At 36.0% G+C, this 19,357-nt stretch carries 14 protein-coding genes; 5 read left to right on the top strand and 9 right to left on the bottom strand.

All coding sequences use genetic code 11. The annotated features are described in order from the left end of the window. Window positions 1-10: 10 nt before the first annotated feature. Window positions 11-1,117 (bottom strand): efflux RND transporter periplasmic adaptor subunit, encoded by a 1,107-nt coding sequence (locus KMW28_RS01295; RefSeq protein ID WP_169664821.1) that lies wholly within the window; start codon window positions 1,115-1,117, stop codon window positions 11-13. A gap of 257 nt (window positions 1,118-1,374) precedes the next feature. On the opposite strand from KMW28_RS01295, the gene KMW28_RS01290 reads away from it, so the two are divergent. Beyond that, a complete protein-coding gene (locus tag KMW28_RS01290; protein ID WP_240972856.1) occupies window positions 1,375-2,253 on the top strand; it encodes an SDR family oxidoreductase in 879 nt (292 codons plus the stop codon). A gap of 77 nt (window positions 2,254-2,330) precedes the next feature. Here the strand turns inward: KMW28_RS01290 and KMW28_RS01285 are convergent, their stop codons facing one another. The 7 genes from KMW28_RS01285 to KMW28_RS01255 all read right to left on the bottom strand — a co-directional run bounded on the left by KMW28_RS01285 (window position 2,331) and on the right by KMW28_RS01255 (window position 11,506). After that, window positions 2,331-3,299: a quinone oxidoreductase family protein gene (locus KMW28_RS01285; protein ID WP_169664822.1), complete on the bottom strand. Its 969-nt coding sequence runs from the start codon at window positions 3,297-3,299 to the stop codon at window positions 2,331-2,333. Between the two features lie 109 nt (window positions 3,300-3,408). Next, window positions 3,409-3,990, bottom strand: a complete 582-nt coding sequence (locus KMW28_RS01280) for a hypothetical protein (RefSeq protein ID WP_169664823.1) — start codon at window positions 3,988-3,990, stop codon at window positions 3,409-3,411. Between the two features lie 99 nt (window positions 3,991-4,089). Further along, entirely contained in the window at window positions 4,090-7,473 is a 3,384-nt protein-coding gene (gene secA, locus KMW28_RS01275) for a preprotein translocase subunit SecA (RefSeq protein ID WP_169664824.1), read from the bottom strand. A 206-nt stretch (window positions 7,474-7,679) separates the two neighbouring features. Then, window positions 7,680-8,234, bottom strand: a complete 555-nt coding sequence (locus KMW28_RS01270) for an FKBP-type peptidyl-prolyl cis-trans isomerase (protein WP_169664825.1) — start codon at window positions 8,232-8,234, stop codon at window positions 7,680-7,682. Between the two features lie 26 nt (window positions 8,235-8,260). After that, window positions 8,261-9,385 carry an FKBP-type peptidyl-prolyl cis-trans isomerase gene (locus tag KMW28_RS01265; RefSeq protein WP_066210803.1) on the bottom strand — a complete coding sequence of 375 codons (1,125 nt, stop codon included), beginning with the start codon at window positions 9,383-9,385 and terminating at the stop codon, window positions 8,261-8,263. A gap of 176 nt (window positions 9,386-9,561) precedes the next feature. Continuing rightward, window positions 9,562-10,473 (bottom strand): FKBP-type peptidyl-prolyl cis-trans isomerase, encoded by a 912-nt coding sequence (locus tag KMW28_RS01260; RefSeq protein WP_066210806.1) that lies wholly within the window; start codon window positions 10,471-10,473, stop codon window positions 9,562-9,564. Between the two features lie 19 nt (window positions 10,474-10,492). Continuing rightward, window positions 10,493-11,506: a DHH family phosphoesterase gene (locus tag KMW28_RS01255; protein ID WP_066210808.1), complete on the bottom strand. Its 1,014-nt coding sequence runs from the start codon at window positions 11,504-11,506 to the stop codon at window positions 10,493-10,495. 543 nt (window positions 11,507-12,049) lie between these two features. Here KMW28_RS01255 and mutS point away from each other — a divergent pair. The 4 genes from mutS (at window position 12,050) to KMW28_RS01235 (ending at window position 18,388) form a co-directional block, all read left to right on the top strand. After that, window positions 12,050-14,665 (top strand): DNA mismatch repair protein MutS, encoded by a 2,616-nt coding sequence (gene mutS / locus KMW28_RS01250; protein ID WP_169664826.1) that lies wholly within the window; start codon window positions 12,050-12,052, stop codon window positions 14,663-14,665. Between the two features lie 44 nt (window positions 14,666-14,709). Further along, window positions 14,710-15,240, top strand: coding sequence for a DUF4199 domain-containing protein (locus KMW28_RS01245; protein WP_066210812.1), 531 nt, complete (start codon window positions 14,710-14,712; stop codon window positions 15,238-15,240). A 22-nt stretch (window positions 15,241-15,262) separates the two neighbouring features. Next, the gene (locus tag KMW28_RS01240; RefSeq protein ID WP_169664827.1) at window positions 15,263-16,234 is read left to right on the top strand and encodes a glycosyltransferase family 2 protein; all 972 of its coding nucleotides are present in this window, start codon (window positions 15,263-15,265) and stop codon (window positions 16,232-16,234) included. Between the two features lie 333 nt (window positions 16,235-16,567). Next, window positions 16,568-18,388: an alkaline phosphatase gene (locus KMW28_RS01235; protein WP_169664828.1), complete on the top strand. Its 1,821-nt coding sequence runs from the start codon at window positions 16,568-16,570 to the stop codon at window positions 18,386-18,388. Window positions 18,389-18,468: 80 nt separating this feature from the next. Here KMW28_RS01235 and KMW28_RS01230 read toward each other — a convergent pair whose 3' ends face one another. Beyond that, complete coding sequence (locus KMW28_RS01230; protein ID WP_169664829.1) at window positions 18,469-19,041, bottom strand: DUF4136 domain-containing protein; 573 nt, start codon at window positions 19,039-19,041, stop codon at window positions 18,469-18,471. Window positions 19,042-19,357: the final 316 nt, after the last annotated feature.

Here is a 19,357-nt window from a genome sequence, read left to right as displayed (position 1 = left end):
ATCGTTCAGCTTAGTTCAATACTTGTACTTTCATTCCTGTGTAAGGGTTCTTAATGTTGGTCATCAACACCGCCGTTTTCGTTGGCACTCCTTTTACAATCGCATCCGACTTAAAGGTTTCCATCACTTCGATTTCTTGCACTTCCAACTTATTGTCCTTCACTACATAAACATGATTGTCATTGAATATCAATTTTCTTGGGATCAACATCGCATTCTCATAAGCGGCGCTATTCACTTGAGCCGTTAAGAACATTCCTTCTTTTAAATCTTTTCCAGAAGTTTGGATATAGACTTTCACACTCTGAGAATTCGCATCCAAAGTATTTCCAATTCTGATCACTGTACCCGTCCATTCTGAATCTAATTCTGAAGAGTACAGCTTTACTTTATTTCCTTTTTTGAAGTGTTCGATGTTTTTCAAAGGAGCTGTCACTTCTAACTCATAAGATGATAAATTAACCATCTCTCCTAGTTCCTGACCTGCTCTTACAGCAGTTCCCGCTTCCACATCACTTTTTGATATTACCCCGCTGAACGGTGCATAAATAGTGTATTTACTTAATTTTTCTTCTGATGATTTGATGGTATAGTATGAGCTATAAATCCCGTTACCAGCAATGAAATATTTTTCTTTTTCCGTCTTCGGTTCAGGCAGAATTTTCAAAGGCTTTTTGATATCCAATTCTTTCAGGTATTGATTCCAAGTAGGGTAACTTTCTGTAAAATCTTCTTTTAAATCAGGGAGAATAGCCGTTAACTCAGTCATAAAATTACTTTTGTCAGCCAACAACGTCATGTAACGTTCTTGCTGATCGATTTGAAGTAAAACCTGACCTTTTTTATAATAATTTCCTTCTCTAAATTTCTTAGCCGATGGTAATAAGCGACCTTCTACTTCAGCATAGATTTCGTATCTATCTTTTGCCTTCAGTTTTCCGGTTACTTCTATATTGTTTTGTAAAGTCTGAAGTTCAGCATACTCCACATTGACAGCAATGACGCTTTTGTCTTCGTTGGGTGCTTCTTCTTTCTTTTCTGGTAAAGCTTTTACTGCAAAAAATGCAGTGGCGATAATCACAGGACTTAGTATGAGGTATAAATGTTTGATCTTCATTTCCGATTAGATTTTCTGATATGTTTTTGATGATTGATTACGATACAAACATCCTCAAACTCTCCCTCTATATAAATTAAAGGTAGACGAAGCCTGAAAATTGGGGGATGAACCATGAATATTGAGGATGAATCAAAAAGACAGTTTTGAGTAAAATCTCATTTTTTGAGGTAAATTCTAGGTATTCAAAATGATTCCTTTTTATATTAGTTGGGTAAAACTTACTATACCTATTCGATTACAAACCAATAATCAACATGTACAACGAACCTATGTTAAGGGACAATGCACTCCAAGGAAAAAACTACATCGTAACTGGTGGAGCAACAGGATTGGGCAAGTCCATGACAAAATATTTTTTAGAACTCGGCGCTAACGTAACGATCTGCAGTCGTAAAGAAGAAAAGCTCAAAGCAGCCGCAGATGAATTGGAAGAACTAACAGGCAAACGACCATTTTATGTGGTTTGCGATGTCAGAAAGTATGATCAGATAGAAAATGTCATCAAAGAAGCCTCACATAAATTTGGTCAGATTGATGGCTTATTAAATAACGCTGCAGGTAATTTTATCAGTCCTACAGAACGCCTTAGTCACAAAGCTTTTGATACCATTGTTGATATCGTTTTAAAAGGAACCTATTATTTCACTTTGGCGATTGGTAAGCATTGGATCGCTAATGGTATTAAGGGGGTAATGCTGAATATAGTCACTACTTATGCTTCTACCGGATCAGGGTTTGTGGTGCCTTCTGCTTGTTCAAAAGCAGGTGTTTTAGCTCTAACAAGGTCATTAGCGGTGGAGTGGGCAAAGTACGGTATTCGTGCGAATGCTATTGCGCCAGGGCCATTCCCTACAAAAGGTGCTTGGGATAGATTGTTCCCTGAAAATATCAGAGAACAATTTGATGAAGCAGGTAGAGTACCTGTAGGCCGTGTGGGTGAACATCAAGAACTTGCTAATTTAGCAGCCTATCTAATGTCAGATTTCTCTGCGTATATGAATGGAGAAGTGGTGACTATTGATGGAGGTGAGTGGTTAAAAGGAGCCGGAGAATTCAATCATTTAGATGCAATACCTTCTCCTGTTTGGGATGATATCGCCTCATCCATTCGTCAATCCAATAAAAAGAAATAAATGGCAGAAGCCACTGCTTCTGAAAATAAAATCCCCTTGAAAAATGATTTTTCAAGGGGATTTATTTTTGATATTTTTTATTCTTGATCTGGAATCAATAACACTTTACTCGAACTTTTTCCTGATTCAAGAAATTCGTGAGCTGCTTTTCCATCAGATAAACTAAATTCTACTGGCTTTTTGATTTTGACAGATCCATTGGAAATCATATCAAACAATTCTTTAGACCTTTGAAGCCTTTCTTCTTGATTGATCAAATAGCTCCATAAATCACCCCCAGTTAAAGTTTTACTTGTATCCATCAACATTCTCGGGTCTACTGGCTTTGGATCTCCTCCACTCATCCCGTAAAAAACCACATGACCACATTCTTTGGTGACTTCAAAACTGTCTTCTAAAGTAACTCCAACGCTATCGAAAACTACATCTACACCTTTCTGATTCGTAATCTCCATTACTTTAGCTTTCCAGTTTTCGTCTAACTGAACTGCATGATCCGCATCACAATCAATAATGGTTTGTAACTTATCAGCACTTCTTGTTAAGCCAATGACAATACCACCTTTTGCTTTACAGATTTGCGTAAGAATTTGTCCCACTCCTCCTGAGGCGGCATGTACCAACACATATTCTCCTTCTTGGACATCATGACTGTCTTTTGAAAGGTAATGTGCCGTCAAACCTTGGAGAAGTACAGATGCTGCCAATTGAATATCAATTTCTTTGGGTAAAGGAATAGCATGCGTTTCTGGAACCACAATGTATTCGGCATTTGCAAAAGGGACATCAGCGTAAGCTAATTTATCGCCTACTTTATAAAGTTCTGATTTTGATTCTACTACTGTTCCTCCCCCTTCATAACCTGCTAAATAGGGTGGATTTCCCTTTAAATGATAGTTTCCTTTTCTACGGTAAACATCTGCATAGTTTAAACCTATCGCTTCATTTTTAAGTAAAACTTCTCCCTTTTTGATAGATGGTTTTGGAAGATCGATGTATTCTAGAACATCAGGTGAACCGAATGATGAAAATGTGAGTGCTTTCAAAATGTTTATATGATTAGTGTGTAAGTCTTGATAAAAAAATAACTGAAGAACATCATTAAGACCTTCTTCAGTTAAACTATAGTATAACCACCAACTATTTGATGATCAATTAATCATTACTTTCTTTCTCGTCTTCGCCTAATTCTGCAGCTTCTTTTCTAGCTTCAGCTCTATCGATACGAGATTGAACATCTTTTACATCCATTTTTTCCTTTAGAAGAAAAGCTGTTCTATATTTCTTTTTTATTTTTGTGTGCTCAGCATGAGCTGTTAATCTATCGTAGTAGTAACCTGCTTTCACTTTATAGTTCGGTTGCTCGAAAGTAAGGTCAACTTCGTAGTTGCCAAATCTTTCTTTAAGGTTATACACTACATCTTCTGCTCTAGCTCTATCTCTACCCGAATACACTAATATTCTATAGATAGGAATACCACCTAAATCTCTTGAAGATAAATCTCCTAAAATAGTATTGACCTCTTCATTTACATCACCTGTAGGCAAAGTAGTAGACGTTACCGTTTCTTCCACTTCTTGAGGTTTTGAAGCTTCCACTTTTTCTGGGGTTGGCATGTATTTCGAAAAATCAGTATCAATTAAATCTGCCGAAGAAGTGGTCGTGGTTTGAGAAGGTTTACAGCTTATTGCTCCTAAAAATAAACCAACTAAAAAAAATCGTAAGAGTAACTTCATAATAATGATCAGATAATATTCTATTTTCTATGGAGTTTGAATGTAAAACAGGAGTGGATTCTCCTAAGAGTCCACTCCTGAATATATATTTTTGAACGACTATGATTCTAAAATCACGCAGTTTCCTTTTTCTACATCCACCTCAACAGTTTTGTATTTCACACCTTCTTTTACCGTACCGTCTTGATACTTTACAGTCACACGGTCGTTTCTTTGGTATGTTTTATCACTGTGTCTAGGCTTCACCACCTCTACAGGACCTCTCGGTGCTTGTGGAGGAACACCCTCACCTTGTTGAGGTTTTGGATCATTTCCTAAAGCCGAACCTGCTTCTGCTTTCGACGCTGTCACTTGTGGTTCAGGACGTCTTGGCTGTTGAGGAGCCGCTGGCATAGGAGGTTGCTCTTGTACAGGAATTCTAGCTTTTGATAAGAACGAGATAATCTCGTCGTTTACTTCTGCCAAGAATGACTTGAACAACTCAAATGATTCAAATTTATAGATCAATAATGGATCTTTTTGTTCGTGAACGGCGTTTTGAACTTGTTGTTTCAACTCGTCCATTTCACGTAAGTGATCTTTCCACAAGTGGTCGATTACTGCTAAAGTAGCACTTTGACCTAAAGCGGCACTCACCTCATCTCCGTCAGAAGATAATGCTTTCTCAAGGTTTACATTGATTTGGAACATTCTGTTACCATCCGTAAATGGCATCACGATGTTTTCAACTACTCCACCTCTTTCTTCTTTTACTTTTTCGAAGATTGGTTTTGCTTTCTCCCAAATCGATGTATTTTTCGCCTTGTAATGCTCTAATGCTTCTTTGTATAATTCTTGAGTTAAATACTCTTCATTATGTTCCTGGAATCCTTCTTCACTAATCTGAGTGGTTACACCAAGAATTTTTAAAGCATCTAACTTGAATCCTTCGTAGTTACCTACGTGAGTTTCTGAGATATTTACACAAACATCAAAGAATGAGTTCATGATATCTACTTGAAGACGATCTCCAAATAAAGCATTTCTACGACGACGGTAGATTACCTCTCTTTGGTAGTTCATCACGTCATCATATTCTAGTAGACGTTTACGAATAGCAAAGTTGTTTTCCTCTACTTTTCTTTGTGCTCTTTCGATAGATTTAGTAATCATTGAGTGCTGAATTACTTCACCCTCTTCCAAACCTAATCTATCCATTACAGATGCAATACGATCAGAACCGAACAAACGCATCAAGTTATCTTCCAATGAAACGAAGAATTGAGACGATCCTGGATCACCTTGACGACCTGAACGACCTCTAAGCTGACGGTCTACACGACGTGATTCATGACGTGATGTACCGATAATTGCTAAACCACCTGCTTCTTTTACTTCTACAGGTAACTTAATATCCGTACCACGACCTGCCATGTTGGTTGCAATAGTTACTGCACCTGACTGACCTGCTTTGGCTACAACCTCTGCTTCACGACCGTGTTGTTTCGCGTTTAAGACTTGGTGCTCAATACCTCTCATCTTCAACATACGAGACATGATCTCTGAGTTTTCTACTGAAGTTGTACCCACAAGCACTGGACGTCCTTGTTCTACCAACTTCAATACTTCTTCAGCTACAGCGTTGAATTTCTCACGAACAGTTTTGTAAACAAAATCCTCTCTATCCGCACGAACAATCGGACGGTGAGTTGGAACTGTTACTACATCCAATTCGTAGATTTCCCAGAATTCACCTGCTTCAGTAATTGCCGTACCCGTCATACCTGTTAATTTATGGTACATGCGGAAGTAGTTTTGAAGCGTTACTGTTGCATACGTCTGAGTAGCATCTTCGATTTTTACGTTTTCTTTTGCTTCTAGTGCCTGGTGAAGACCGTCAGAATAACGACGTCCTTCCATCACACGACCTGTTTGCTCATCGACGATTTTCACTTTATTGTCTACTAAGATGTAGTCTACATCTTTTTCGAATAAAGTATAAGCCTTAAGCAATTGTTTCATTAAGTGAATACGTTGAGATTTCGTATCGAAGTCCGCAATCAAAGCATCTTTTGCTTCAATTTTAGCTTCGTCTTCCATCTCAGGATCATTTTCAATTTTACCAATACCTGTTGCCAAGTCAGGTAAAATAAAGAAGTCTGGAGAGTTGTGACCTGTTACGGTTTTGATACCTTTTTCAGTCAGCTCCACACTATTGTTCTTTTCCTCAATCACGAATAACAAAGGCTCATCCGCTTCAGGCATACGACGGTTATTGTCTTGCATGTATTCGCCTTCCACTTTTTGAAGCAATTGCTTCATTCCTTCTTCACCAAGGAATTTAATTAGAGGTTTATATTTTGGAAGTGATCTATGTACTCTTAGTAATTGTAAACCACCTTGAGTCTTATCACCTTCTTTGATCAATTTCTTTGCCTCGTTCAACATTTTTTGAGCCTGCTTACGTTGCTCATCTACCAATGTTTGAACTTTAGGTCTTAATTCAGCAAACTCTTCTTGTTGATCGCCTTTAGGTACAGGACCTGAGATAATCAAAGGAGTACGAGCGTCGTCAATAAGAACAGAGTCGACCTCATCAATCATGGCAAAGTGATGCTCTCTTTGCACTAGATCGTCCTTATCTCTCGCCATGTTATCACGTAGGTAATCGAAACCGAATTCGTTGTTTGTACCATAAGTGATATCAGAACGATATGCTTTTCTTCTTGATTCAGAGTTTGGTTGGTGCTTATCGATACAATCTACCGATAAACCATGGAATTGGAATAAAGGAGCATTCCATTCCGAGTCACGCTTTGCAAGGTAGTCGTTCACAGTTACAACGTGAACACCACGCTTAGCCAATGCGTTAAGGTAAGCTGGCAATGTACCTACGAGTGTTTTACCTTCACCCGTCATCATTTCACCTACTTTACCTTGGTGAAGGAAAATACCACCCAATAACTGTACATCGTAGTGGATCATGTTCCATTCTACTTCGTTACCTGCAGCCAACCACTTGTTTGACCAAGTAGCTTTATCTCCATCGATGGTTACGTTCTCGTATTTTGCCGCCATTTCACGGTCATAATCCGATGCAGTAACAGTTATTGCTTTATTTTCTGTATATCTACGACCTGTTTCTTTTACTACAGCAAACGCTTGAGGTAAAAGGTCCATTAAAATTTCTTCTAATTTCTCATTTCGGTCTTTCTTTAGCTTATCAATATCTTTAAAAGCTTTGTCCTTGAAAGCCAAATCCAATTTTGGATCGTTTTCAACTGACTCTTTTAAATCACCAATTTGCTTGTCGATACCTTGTAATCCTTGCTCAATATAATCGATGAAATAAGCAGTCTTAGCTCTTAACTCATCATCGGAAATATTTTGAAGCTTTTGATATTCAGTATTAATTTTATCAAGATAAGGGGTAATTTTCTTTAGGTCCCTTTCTGATTTTGTACCAAAAACCTTTGAAAATAATTTGGTTATGGAATCTAACATATATGTATTTTAATTGTATGATCTTAACGATTGAACTGACTACCTATTTTAGTGCTTAGATAATCGCAACAAATTTAATGTAATTAAACGATTTTCAATAGTTACTAGATAGAAGATATATATGATTATTCACATTTTTTACTATGAAGCAAAAAAAACCGAAGAAAATCAGAGTTTTCTTCGGTTTTTCATTTATTTCTTAGACTTTATTGTTCGTCTGTTTTCCATAAACTATCCACTTGCATGGTAAATACTAATGATGATCTACCTGGAATACTTGGAGGACTCCCGGCCACACCGTATCCATAAGTTGAAGGAATGACTACCTTCGTTTTTTCATGCTCGTGCATTTCAAACAATGCAATATTCCACCCTTCGATAACAGAAGTTTTTCCAAGTACTATTTCAAAAGGAACACCTGTTAAAACATTACTATCAAAAGGAACAGCTTCAGGTCCCATTACCCAACCCGTATAAGTTACGTGAATAGAATCACCAAAAGAGATTTTTCTATCCGGGTTAATAGGCTCTCCAGTAGTCGTACCAGTTGATGTCATATACACACCAAACTTAAAGTATTGATCTACTTCGCTATCATTATCTGCAACAAATACACTATCCGCAACAATGTATTGTCTGATTAAAAAATCTTCGGCAGCTTCTTCGTTTATTTCTTCAAGTACTTCCGTTTTTGTTGTACAAGAAAAGATGCTGAAACAAGCAGCGAATACTAAAAATAAATATGGAATGCGAATTTGCATAGTTTTATAAAAATTGACTGATTTTATTAATCTTCGTCTGCTTCCACAGTGATTTCAAAAACCAACGTTTTGAAAGGACGGATTTTTTTGAACAAATCAAAAGTTTGTGCGTTATCACCAGTATCCCAATACGCAGTATGCGATGGTAATACAAAGATAGCAGTTTCTCCTTTTTTCATTGTTCTTAATGCTTTGTACCAACCATTAATTACTTGAGATGAAGCGTTGCTATCATTAGCATCTTTACTACTTTCGTAAACTACAACATTTAATGGAGAATCAGCATCTTCATTAGAATCAAATACGATATTTTCTCTATTAGGCGATGTTACACCGATAAATTTACCTTCGTAACGAACATTAACTGTATCTCCTGCTGCAATCACATCACCTGATCCTTCTGTTACTACCTTTTTAACGATGTAATCTGGTAACTCAAGTAATTGACCATCTTTACCATATTCTTCTTCAACAATAGATTTGTTTGTGAATAAAGTATCTGATACATCTACATTAATCCCTAAAGAATCTTTTGCATAAGTAATTGCCAATTGCTTTTCGTGTTCTGCTTGAGTGTACACATTTCTCACAGCTTTAATTTTTAGATTCTCAGCTGTAACAATATCATTGAATTCTAATCCAATACCTGTAGAAGCCGTACCTCCAAATGCTAAATAAGATGGAATATAAACTCTTTCTGGTACTTCAATACCATTTAGATTAATTACTGCATCCATGTAGCCTAAGCAAATTGCACCTCTACGCATTGCAAAAGTATATGTAGAATCTTTTAAGAAAACTTGTGTAACCAAGTTATCAGGATCAGTATCAACTTGTTCGTTACCGATAAGCGATTGATCAAATCTTCTAAGGTCTAGAGTAGTTTCAATAATACGTGTATCATGACCACTTTCGTCTGGTTTAGCAGGTGGGAAAAGGATTCCCGCGTTAGGAGTAATGTATACTCCGTAACCTGAACCTAATGATGAAGTTTTGAAATACTCAATATCATTATCGTTCAAGTAGTTTTCCAGGGTTTGAGTATCCTGAGCTACGTAATCGACAATGTCATTTTTAAGACATCCTGATAAGGCTAATAAGAAGCCTGCAGATGCAATAAATTTAAAGAACTTGTTGTAAGTATTGTTCATAAGATAAGTAGGTTTTATTAAATTAGATTTCAATCATTTCACCTCAAATTAGAGGAATACAAATCTACCCTATTGTATGACAACAAATTTACCACTCTTGACAGTGGTAAATCTGCTGTATTTAAATATGTTATAATTAAATAAGTCTATTTAAGAAACTTATCTTAATCCTTAAATTATTTTGAAGCAGGAGTTTCAGCTTTCGTGAAGTCAACTAACTCAACGTCAAATTTAAGAACAGAATTGGCAGGAATTTGAGCACCCATTGCTCTTGGTCCGTAAGCTAATCCAGAAGGGATATACAAAGTAGCTTTAGCCCCTTTGTTTAACAAAGCGATACCTTCGTCCCAACCTTTGATTACTCTACCTTGACCCAATACAAACGGTAATGGTTGCCCGCGATCTACAGATGAATCGAATTTAGAACCATCTAATAATGTACCTGTGTAGTGTACTTTTACATTATCACCTGCTGTAGGGTTCTCACCTTTACCTTCTTTAGTGATGATGTAATATAAACCTGATTCTGTTTTCTGAACACCTTCAATTTTGTTTTCAGTTAAGAAATCAGTGATTACTTTATCGTCTGTAGCTTTTTGTGCTTCAGCAGCTGCTTCCATTTCAGCCTCTTTTACTTGAGTATAGTCCTCTCTGTTATCAAATACTCTTGAGATACGAAGACCAACTTTTACTACGTCTAAGCTGTCTTTTACGAATGGAGGTAACATTTTACCAAAGAAATCTTTAGCAACAATAGACATTTGAGTTGAATCACCCTCGTGAGCCATTGTTAACATCTCGATAATTGGATCAATTTGTTGACCTTCAGCAATTGCTTTTTTGAAAACTGAATCTGGAGGAAGAACGAACATTTCGTACTCACCTCTACCCATCATAGAGTTTTCGAATAATGTTGAGTCTTTATCATCAGAAATACTGAATTTAAATTCTACTACATTGTTTTCGATTGGTTTCACTCCATTTCCGCTTTCAACAATTTTAAACTCTTTCCCTGAAGGAGTTTTCTTAGCACAAGCAACAGCTCCCAACATAAGGGCAGCTACTGCAATTTTTTTAGTAATTTGCATATTTAGTTCAATAAAAAATCTATTTCAGTTTCTCTTCTAAAACTTTCTTAAACAAGACTACTGCCTCATCTATTGTCATTCCGTCCACTCGGCCTCCTGCTGCGTTTTTGTGTCCACCTCCATTAAAATGTTCGGCAGCCAAATCGGCAACAGAAAAATCTCCAATTGAGCGAAGAGATACTTTAATTCCATCTCTTTCGTCTTTTTCTTTAAAAATAGCAGCGATTTTGATTCCGTTGACAGATAGTGCATAGTTCACCAATCCCTCTGTATCTCCTGACTGCAATTTAAAGTGATCTCTATCGTCTTGTGAAACTGTAAAGAAACCAGTATTTAACTCTGGCCAAAACGTTAGATTTTCTTTTAATGCATGACCAAGAAAACGTAATCTTGTCTCTGTATTATTATCATAGATTAGATTGTAAAGACGAGCTGTGTCTAATCCTGTATCTTTAAGTGCAGCTGCAATTCTTAATGTACGGCTGCTTACACTAGGATATTTAAACGACCCAGTATCAGTAACAATACCTGCATATAAACATGCTGCGATACGTTGGTCAATTTTATTTGTTCCTTCGTCTAAATCTATAAACTCATAAATCAACTGAGCAGCAGCGGCAGCATCAATATCCCAAAGTTCATAGTCGGCGAATTCTACTTTTCCTCTATGATGGTCGATCATGACAATGGTTTTATTGCTCAATTGCTTTTCAACCATTGGACCTAAATCTTCTATTCTACTTAAGGCAGAAAAATCTACACAGAAAATGGCATCAGCATTATTAATTATTTCTTCTGAAGCCTCTGCGTTTTCTTTATCATGAATAACAACTTCCTCATGTCCAGGCATCCAATGTAAAAACGAAGGATAGTCGTTCGGTGAAAGAACAGTTGTTGTATGCTCGAATTTTCTTAAATACCACGATAAACCCAAAGCTGACCCTATTGCGTCGGCATCCGGTTTAGTATGTGGTATAATCACCACATTTCTTGGCTCTTCTAAGAATTCTTTAAGCGTATTAAAATTATGCATAAATTAATTTCTCGTAGCATGATTACCATAAACAATCAAATCGTCAAATAAATCATACTGGTGCATATGAATTAGCACACAAAAGTCTTAAAAAATGTACTCTTAATCAATTTATTATCAATTATCTAACCTGTTTATGTACTTTATTTAGTTTTTTTTGACACTAAACCACAGAACTTCAAGGTTTTAAAGCAATAATAAATCTAAATTAAATTCAATTCACAATTGGAAATAAAAGGTAAAAACAGACCTAATTTGTTAAAAAAAAGAAATTCTACAACCTTTTTATTAATCAATCGTTCGAATAAACAAAGGATAATAAAAATTGATTAGGTAGTAGATTAGTTAAGATCGTGCGAAAAAGGGACTTCACTTTGTGATATCCCTTTTTTTTATTTCAAAAGTTACCTAATTCTGATTTCTAAGCTTGTATTTGATTAGTTAGTTAATCACTCATTACCTAAATTTGTCAACTTAAGTATATTGAGTACCAACTGAAGTAACAGTTGGTGATCTAAAAGTGAATTAAATTAACGGAACACATTGGCGAAAGGGAAATCTAAAGCGAAGAAGGAAACTCCAATGATGAAACAGTTTAATGCGATTAAGGCAAAGCATCCGACAGCGATGTTACTGTTTCGTGTAGGTGATTTTTATGAGACATTTGGTGATGATGCCATCACAGCTAGCAAAATTCTTGATATTGTCTTAACGAAGCGTTCGAATGGAGCAGCTTCCGAAATGGCATTGGCAGGTTTTCCGCATCATTCTTTAGATACCTATCTACCAAAATTGGTAAAAGCAGGGCAAAGAGTTGCTATTGTAGACCAATTAGAAGATCCTAAAACAGCAAAAGGTGTTGTTAAAAGAGGTATTACAGAGTTAGTAACTCCTGGTGTTTCTATGAATGATAATGTACTGAACGTAAAACAAAATAACTATTTGTGTGCAGTACATATTGTGAAAGATCATTTAGGTATTTCTTTCCTTGATATTTCGACTGGTGAGTTTTTCGTTGCTCAAGGCGATCAAAATTATATTGATAAACTACTTCAAGGATTTGCTCCTTCGGAAGTTTTGTATTGCCGAAACGATCAAGAAAAATATAAAGAACTTTTTGGTGATGCCTACCCTACTTTCCGTCAGGACGATTGGGTGTACACTTCTGAATATGCTTATGAGAAATTAACTGGTCATTTTAAGACAAAAAACTTAAAAGGATTTGGTATTGAAAATCTTCCTCTTGCGATTATCGCTGCGGGTGCGATTTTAAATTATTTAGAGCTGACGGAACATCATCAGATCGAACATATTCATCAGATCAGTAGGATTCAAGAAGATAAATATGTTTGGTTGGATAAGTTTACTGCAAGAAGTTTGGAGTTGATTTACCCTCAGAACGATGGTGGTATTCCTTTAATTGATATTCTAGATCGATGTGTGACTCCTATGGGAGCACGATTGATGAAAAAATGGACAGTACTCCCTCTTAAAGACAAGAAAAGTATTGATCATCGTTTAGCTGTAGTCGATTACTTTGTAGAAAATGAAGACACGGCAGAAGATGTCTTAGCTCATTTAAGACAAGTAAATGATATTGAGCGTTTGATATCAAAAGTGGCGGTTGGAAGAGTCAATCCAAGAGAATTAGTCTATATCAAAAAGGCTTTACAACATTCGGCACCTATCAAAAAGTTGTTATCGACTTGTCAGGCTTCCGAAATTAAAGAGATTGCTGATCATATCAATACTTGTGATGTGCTTGTCGAACGTATCGAGCAACAATTACAAGACAATCCTCCTATCAACCCTGCTCAAGGAAACATGATCCGAGAAGGGGTAGATAAAGATTTGGATGAATTACGTATGATCTCTCATTCTGGCAAGGATTTCCTTCAGAAAATTCAGGAAAGAGAAAGTGAGCGTACGGGAATTCCATCCTTAAAAATTGGTTATAATAAAGTATTCGGCTACTATTTAGAAGTTCGAAATACGCATAGAGATAAAGTACCTCAAGAGTGGATTCGTAAATCGACATTGGTCAATGCAGAGCGATACATTACGGAGGAATTAAAACAATACGAAGAAAAAATTCTGAATGCGGAATCACAGATTTCGGTAATTGAGAATAAAATCTTTATGGATTTGGTGCACTCAGCCAATAAGTACATCACTCCTATTAAGCAAACGGCTTCCACTTTAGCTAAAATCGACTGCTTGCTTTCGTTTGCTATTAATGCGATCGAATATCAATATGTTCGTCCGAATATTACAGACGATCAGGCGTTGGATATTAAAGAAGGACGTCACCCGGTGATTGAAAGACAATTATCCGCCGATGATCCTTATATTCCTAACGATGTCTTCTTGGACAATCAAGAACAACAGATCATGGTGATTACCGGGCCTAACATGTCGGGTAAATCCGCATTGCTTCGTCAGACAGCTTTAATTGTTTTGATGGCACAGATGGGATCGTTTGTTCCGGCAAAAGGAGCCAATATTGGTATTGTAGATAAAGTATTTACCAGAGTAGGTGCCTCAGATAACTTATCGAAAGGTGAATCTACATTTATGGTAGAAATGACGGAGACAGCGAGTATTCTAAACAATATATCTGATAGGTCTTTGGTCTTAATGGATGAAATTGGTCGTGGAACAAGTACATACGACGGTGTGTCTATTGCATGGGCAATTGTAGAGTATCTGCATAATCATCAAAAAGCAAGAGCGAAGACGTTGTTTGCCACTCACTACCATGAGTTGAATGAATTGGCGGAAGATTTTCCTCGTATCAAAAACTTCAATGTATCTGTAAAAGAATATCAGAAGAAAATTATCTTCTTGAGAAAACTGAAGGAAGGAGGAAGTGAACACAGTTTCGGTATTCATGTAGCTCAATTGGCCGGAATGCCGAATAATGTGGTGAGAAGATCTGAAGAAATTCTTGATCACCTAGAAAAAGATAAAAGAAAGGAAAAAAATAAAGAAAAAATCAAAGAGGTTCCGAAAGAGAATTATCAACTTTCTATATTTGATACAGCTTCGGACCCTGTAGCTAAAAAATTAAAGGAAGAAATGGAACAATTGGATATCAATACCATGACTCCTTTGGATGCTATGATGAAGTTGAATGAACTAAAAAAGCTTTTATCTTAAATTATTTTTTTAGTCAAAAACAATCTATTAAACTATTATTTGATATGAATTTGAACGAAACAGAACAACCAAACAAGTTTCCAGTTGCCATGAAATATGGTGCAATTGCAGGTGTATTCTCATTTGTATACTATATTTTTTTAACGGTATTGGATAAGTCACAAGATGGCCTTCTTTCCTCTCTAGGCATGGTTGTAACGATTACCGCTATGTTTATGGCAGTAAGGGAATATAAATCTGAGACTAATGGATATTTACCTTTTGGACAAGCATTTAAAACAGGTGCTTTTATGGGGGTAATCTCTTCTCTTATATCCTCTGTTTTAAATTATGTCTACATCACTTTTATCGATGATTCAGGTATTCAAACTGTATTAGAAGAAGCGAGATTAGAACTTGAAAAAAATCCTCAATTAACCAATGATCAAATTGATCAGGCAATGAGTATTACTGAGATGTTTGTAAATACTCCATTAGCATTAGTAGCAGGTATTATTAGTTCTGTTATCATGTCTTGTATTATTGCTTTGATGATTGCTTTCATCTTAAAACAAGAAAACCCTGACGCAGTTTAGTATTTAAAATAATTAATGATATATGTCTTCGGATAAAAAAATAGATGTTTCTGTTGTTGTTCCATTACTAAATGAGTCGGAATCTCTTCCTGAACTTATTGAATGGATCGATAGAGTTTTCAAACAAGAAAGCTTAGTGGGAGAAGTGTGTTTGGTGGATGACGGAAGCACTGACAATTCCTGGGAAGTCATATGTGAATTAAAAGAGAAATATAATTGGATTAAAGGGATTCGCTTTTTAAGAAATTATGGTAAATCCGCCGCTTTACAGATGGGTTTCCAAGAAGTTTCTGGAGAAGTGGTGATTACCATGGATGCCGATCTTCAAGACAGTCCTGATGAAATTCCTGAATTAAGAAGAATGATTCTTGAAGATGGATATGATATTGTTTCCGGCTGGAAGAAGAAACGCTATGATCCAATCACTAAAACTATTCCTACCAAAATCTACAATGCAGCCACTCGTGCTTTATCGGGAATTAAACTACACGATATGAACTGTGGTTTAAAAGCCTACCGATTAGATGTGGTGAAGGTGGTAGAAGTATATGGTGAGATGCATCGTTATATCCCTGTCATTGCCAAATGGAATGGCTTTGGTAACATTGGAGAAAAAGTAGTCGAGCACCGTGCTCGTCAGTACGGATCTACTAAATTTGGTTTGGAGCGTTTTATCAATGGTTTCTTAGACTTGATGTCGATTACCTTTGTATCCCGCTTTAAGAAAGCACCAATGCATTTCTTTGGATTATTAGGAACATTATCCTTTTTATCTGGTGCAATTGCTGCAGTATGGTTATTGGCAGAGAAAGTATACTTATCTATAAATAATCTAAAAGTAGCTAGAGAAGTAACCGAACAGCCTTTGTTCTATCTGGCTTTAACCGCCGTGATTATCGGTACACAGATGTTCATGACTGGATTTATTGCTGAAATGGTTTCTCTAAATCAACCGAATCGAAATGATTATCATATTAAAAGTAGAATTGAATAATCGTCTCTAGATAAATTATTTATAATGCTCATCAGATGGAATTGATCCTTTGATGAGCATTTTTTTATGCTCTTTTGTAGGAGATTTATCACATCAAAAACACATCATCGATTGTATACTATTTGATCACCCTTTCTTATCTACTACTTTTACATCAGTTACTAACTAATTAAGTGTGTAGACAATACGCAAAATCAATTATCCATCAAGTTTAAATAATGCATTAATTAACAAGGACTATCCAATATTGATATTAACTATAGTGACGCCATTATTTTTCTAAACACCATTGAAAGGAGTTTGTGCTCTTATCAACTTTAGAACTTAACTAAAATGAAAAACCTAATCATCACCTTGTGTGTATTGATGACTTATGTCTCAACTTTTGCACAAAAGATAAATTCCCACAACGATTTCCAACAAAAAGCACCTTTCTGGACGGCTTGGAGTCAGGAATCCGGATCGATTGAAATGAATGTTCATCTAAAAAATGGACAGCTGTATATCGCTAAAGATGAAAATGAAATTGATGAAAAATTAACGATTGAGAATCTATACTTTGAGCCGTTAAAAGAAGTTTTCGCTCGACAAGGTAAAGTATATGAGAACGATCAACCCCTTATTTATTTGATCAATATTAGTGCAAATGCTGATAAAACCGTTCTTGCTTTAGGTAAAGCCATCAAGAAGTACAGCCAGCTATTTGATGTTGACAAAAATAAAAATGCTGTAACCATAGTATTATCAAATCAGTTACCATCAGAAGCTATTTATAGCAAAATACCATCCTATGTTAAGATCGATGGTAACAAAGTAGATGGTTATTCGGAGAATGAATTGAGTAGCTTGGCGAGCATCAGCTTAAACTTTAGAGATTTCTGTTCTTGGCATGGTAAAGGTGGAATAAAGCCTGGAGAAAAAGAAGCACTAAAAGCAGCGGTAGATCAGGCTCATGACTTGGGGAAAGAAGTACGTATATGGAATACGCCTAACAATACTCAAGTATGGAAACTAATAGCTGATGTTAATAGCGATTACATTAGCACAGATGAGCTTATTCGATTAAAAAAATATTTAGATAATAAGCCTACTAATATTTACACTCGTGTAAATGCACATGAAGTTTACCGTCCGACTTTTGAAAATGATGGAGAAGAAAAACGCATCAAAAATATCATTTTGATGATCGGCGATGGTATGGGATTGGCACAAGTGACTGCTGGACAAATGGCAAACGGTGGAGAATTAACCATGACTCAGTTAACATCAATTGGTTTTTCTAAAACACGATCTGCAGATGATTTCACAACCGATTCGGCGGCAAGTGGTACAGCAATGGCTACTGGATCCAAAACTAAAAATGGCCGACTTAGTAAAGATTTAGAAGGAAATGATCTACCAACCATACCGGAATTAATTAAACTTATGGGGATTAATTCGGGAGTGATCACTGTTGAGCCTATCACTGGTGCAACCCCATCTGCTTTTTATGCACATCAAGAAAGTAGAGGACAACAAAAACAAATTAGTCAACAGCTTCCTTACAGTGTAGTCGATTTATTTATTGGAGCTACTAACGATTTCTTCCCTGATTTGGAAGAAGATTTCAAAAAAGAGGGTTTTAAAGTGTACGATAACTACCAAGCGGTAGAAAATGCAACCTCTGATCGTTTAGGTGTTCTTGTAGACTGGAAAGAAGTAGAATTTAAAGTTTATGGACGTGGTGATTTCTTGCCATTCAGTACTAAAAATGGTTTGAAATATTTAGATCAATTGGATGGTGAAGGATTCTTTGTGATGATTGAAGCACCTAGAATTGACCACGCTGGACACCGAAATAAAACCAATGAAGTTATAGAAGAAGTATTAGATTTTGATTTAGCCATTGAAGAGGCCATTAAGTTTGCTGAACAAGATGGTGAAACACTTGTGATTATTACAGCTGACCATGAAACAGGTGGTATGTCTTTACCTTATGGTAATTTTGAGACAGGCGAAGTAGAAGGTCAGTTTTATCATCAAAAACATACTGGTATAATGGTACCTGTATTCGCTTATGGTCCGCACTCAAGAGAATTTGCTGGTGCTTACGAAAACACTGAGATTTTTGAAAGAATCATGAAGTTATTTAGAAAATATCATTCTGTGAATTAATAATAAATTTCTCCTTTATTAACCAAAAAAAGGCGATCCCTATTCGGTGATCGCCTTCTTCATTTATATCAAGTACTCTTTTAGTTACTACCCGGTTGCGTTGGATACTTTTTAAAGATGCTCTTTATAAATCGATTAATATTTCTTTCTCTTACTGTTGGGCTTTCTTGCTTTTCAGTTAAAGTACTTACAGCAGCTGCTTCCCAAAGAAGTTTCTTCGCTTGAGTATCAAAAACATCAATTACAAAAGTTCCTTCAGTATAATCGTATTCTGAGTAGTGAGTGGCACCCATACCCCAAGGGCCGTACCATCCACCGTAACCTGCGTTATACGATGTTACGCTTTTCTTTTCTTTTGTTGTGAATACCATACCTACTTGTAGATCGGCAGTGGTATCTTGCTCAGAATACGTGTATCCTAATCCTTGCATATTAGTGATCACAGCATTCTTAACTCTTTCTCTATCAAAAGCTGTTACCTTAGTCGAAGAAGAATTTCCTTGCCATGGCAATAAGCTGAATGTTTTATATTGTGTGAAGTTCGTTCCAGGATTATAATCTGTTGTAATCTTAGTGGAAGAACATGAAGTAACTAAAAACGCCAAACCGATAAACGCAGCGATAGTTAGCCAAATGTGTTTTATGCTTTTCATAGTCCTTTTTGTTTTTGACGAGTAAATCAAATTACTCATCCAAGTTTCAAATATAAAGATTATAAATACTAGTGAGATCTTTAATATTATTTTACTCTTTTGATAAATTAAAGATTTACAGTTTAGTAAAGATTAAGACCATATATTAAATCTTAACACAATTATAGAAAACTAAATGCTTATTTATTTAGTTGTCGCAAATAAAAATATTCCGGTAAATTTCCCATTTTAGAAAACTTACCGGAATATTTTTTTTATATCACCTAATTGTTTGATCCTATTACATATTGAGGTGGTCGATTTCCTTTCAATTGCT

Origin of the sequence: Flammeovirga yaeyamensis (assembly GCF_018736045.1) — a bacterium.
In the GTDB taxonomy this organism is placed as follows: Bacteria; Bacteroidota; Bacteroidia; order Cytophagales; family Flammeovirgaceae; genus Flammeovirga; species Flammeovirga yaeyamensis.
Note: the sequence above shows the minus strand (reverse complement) of the source record. Positions and strands in the feature narration are given on the sequence as shown.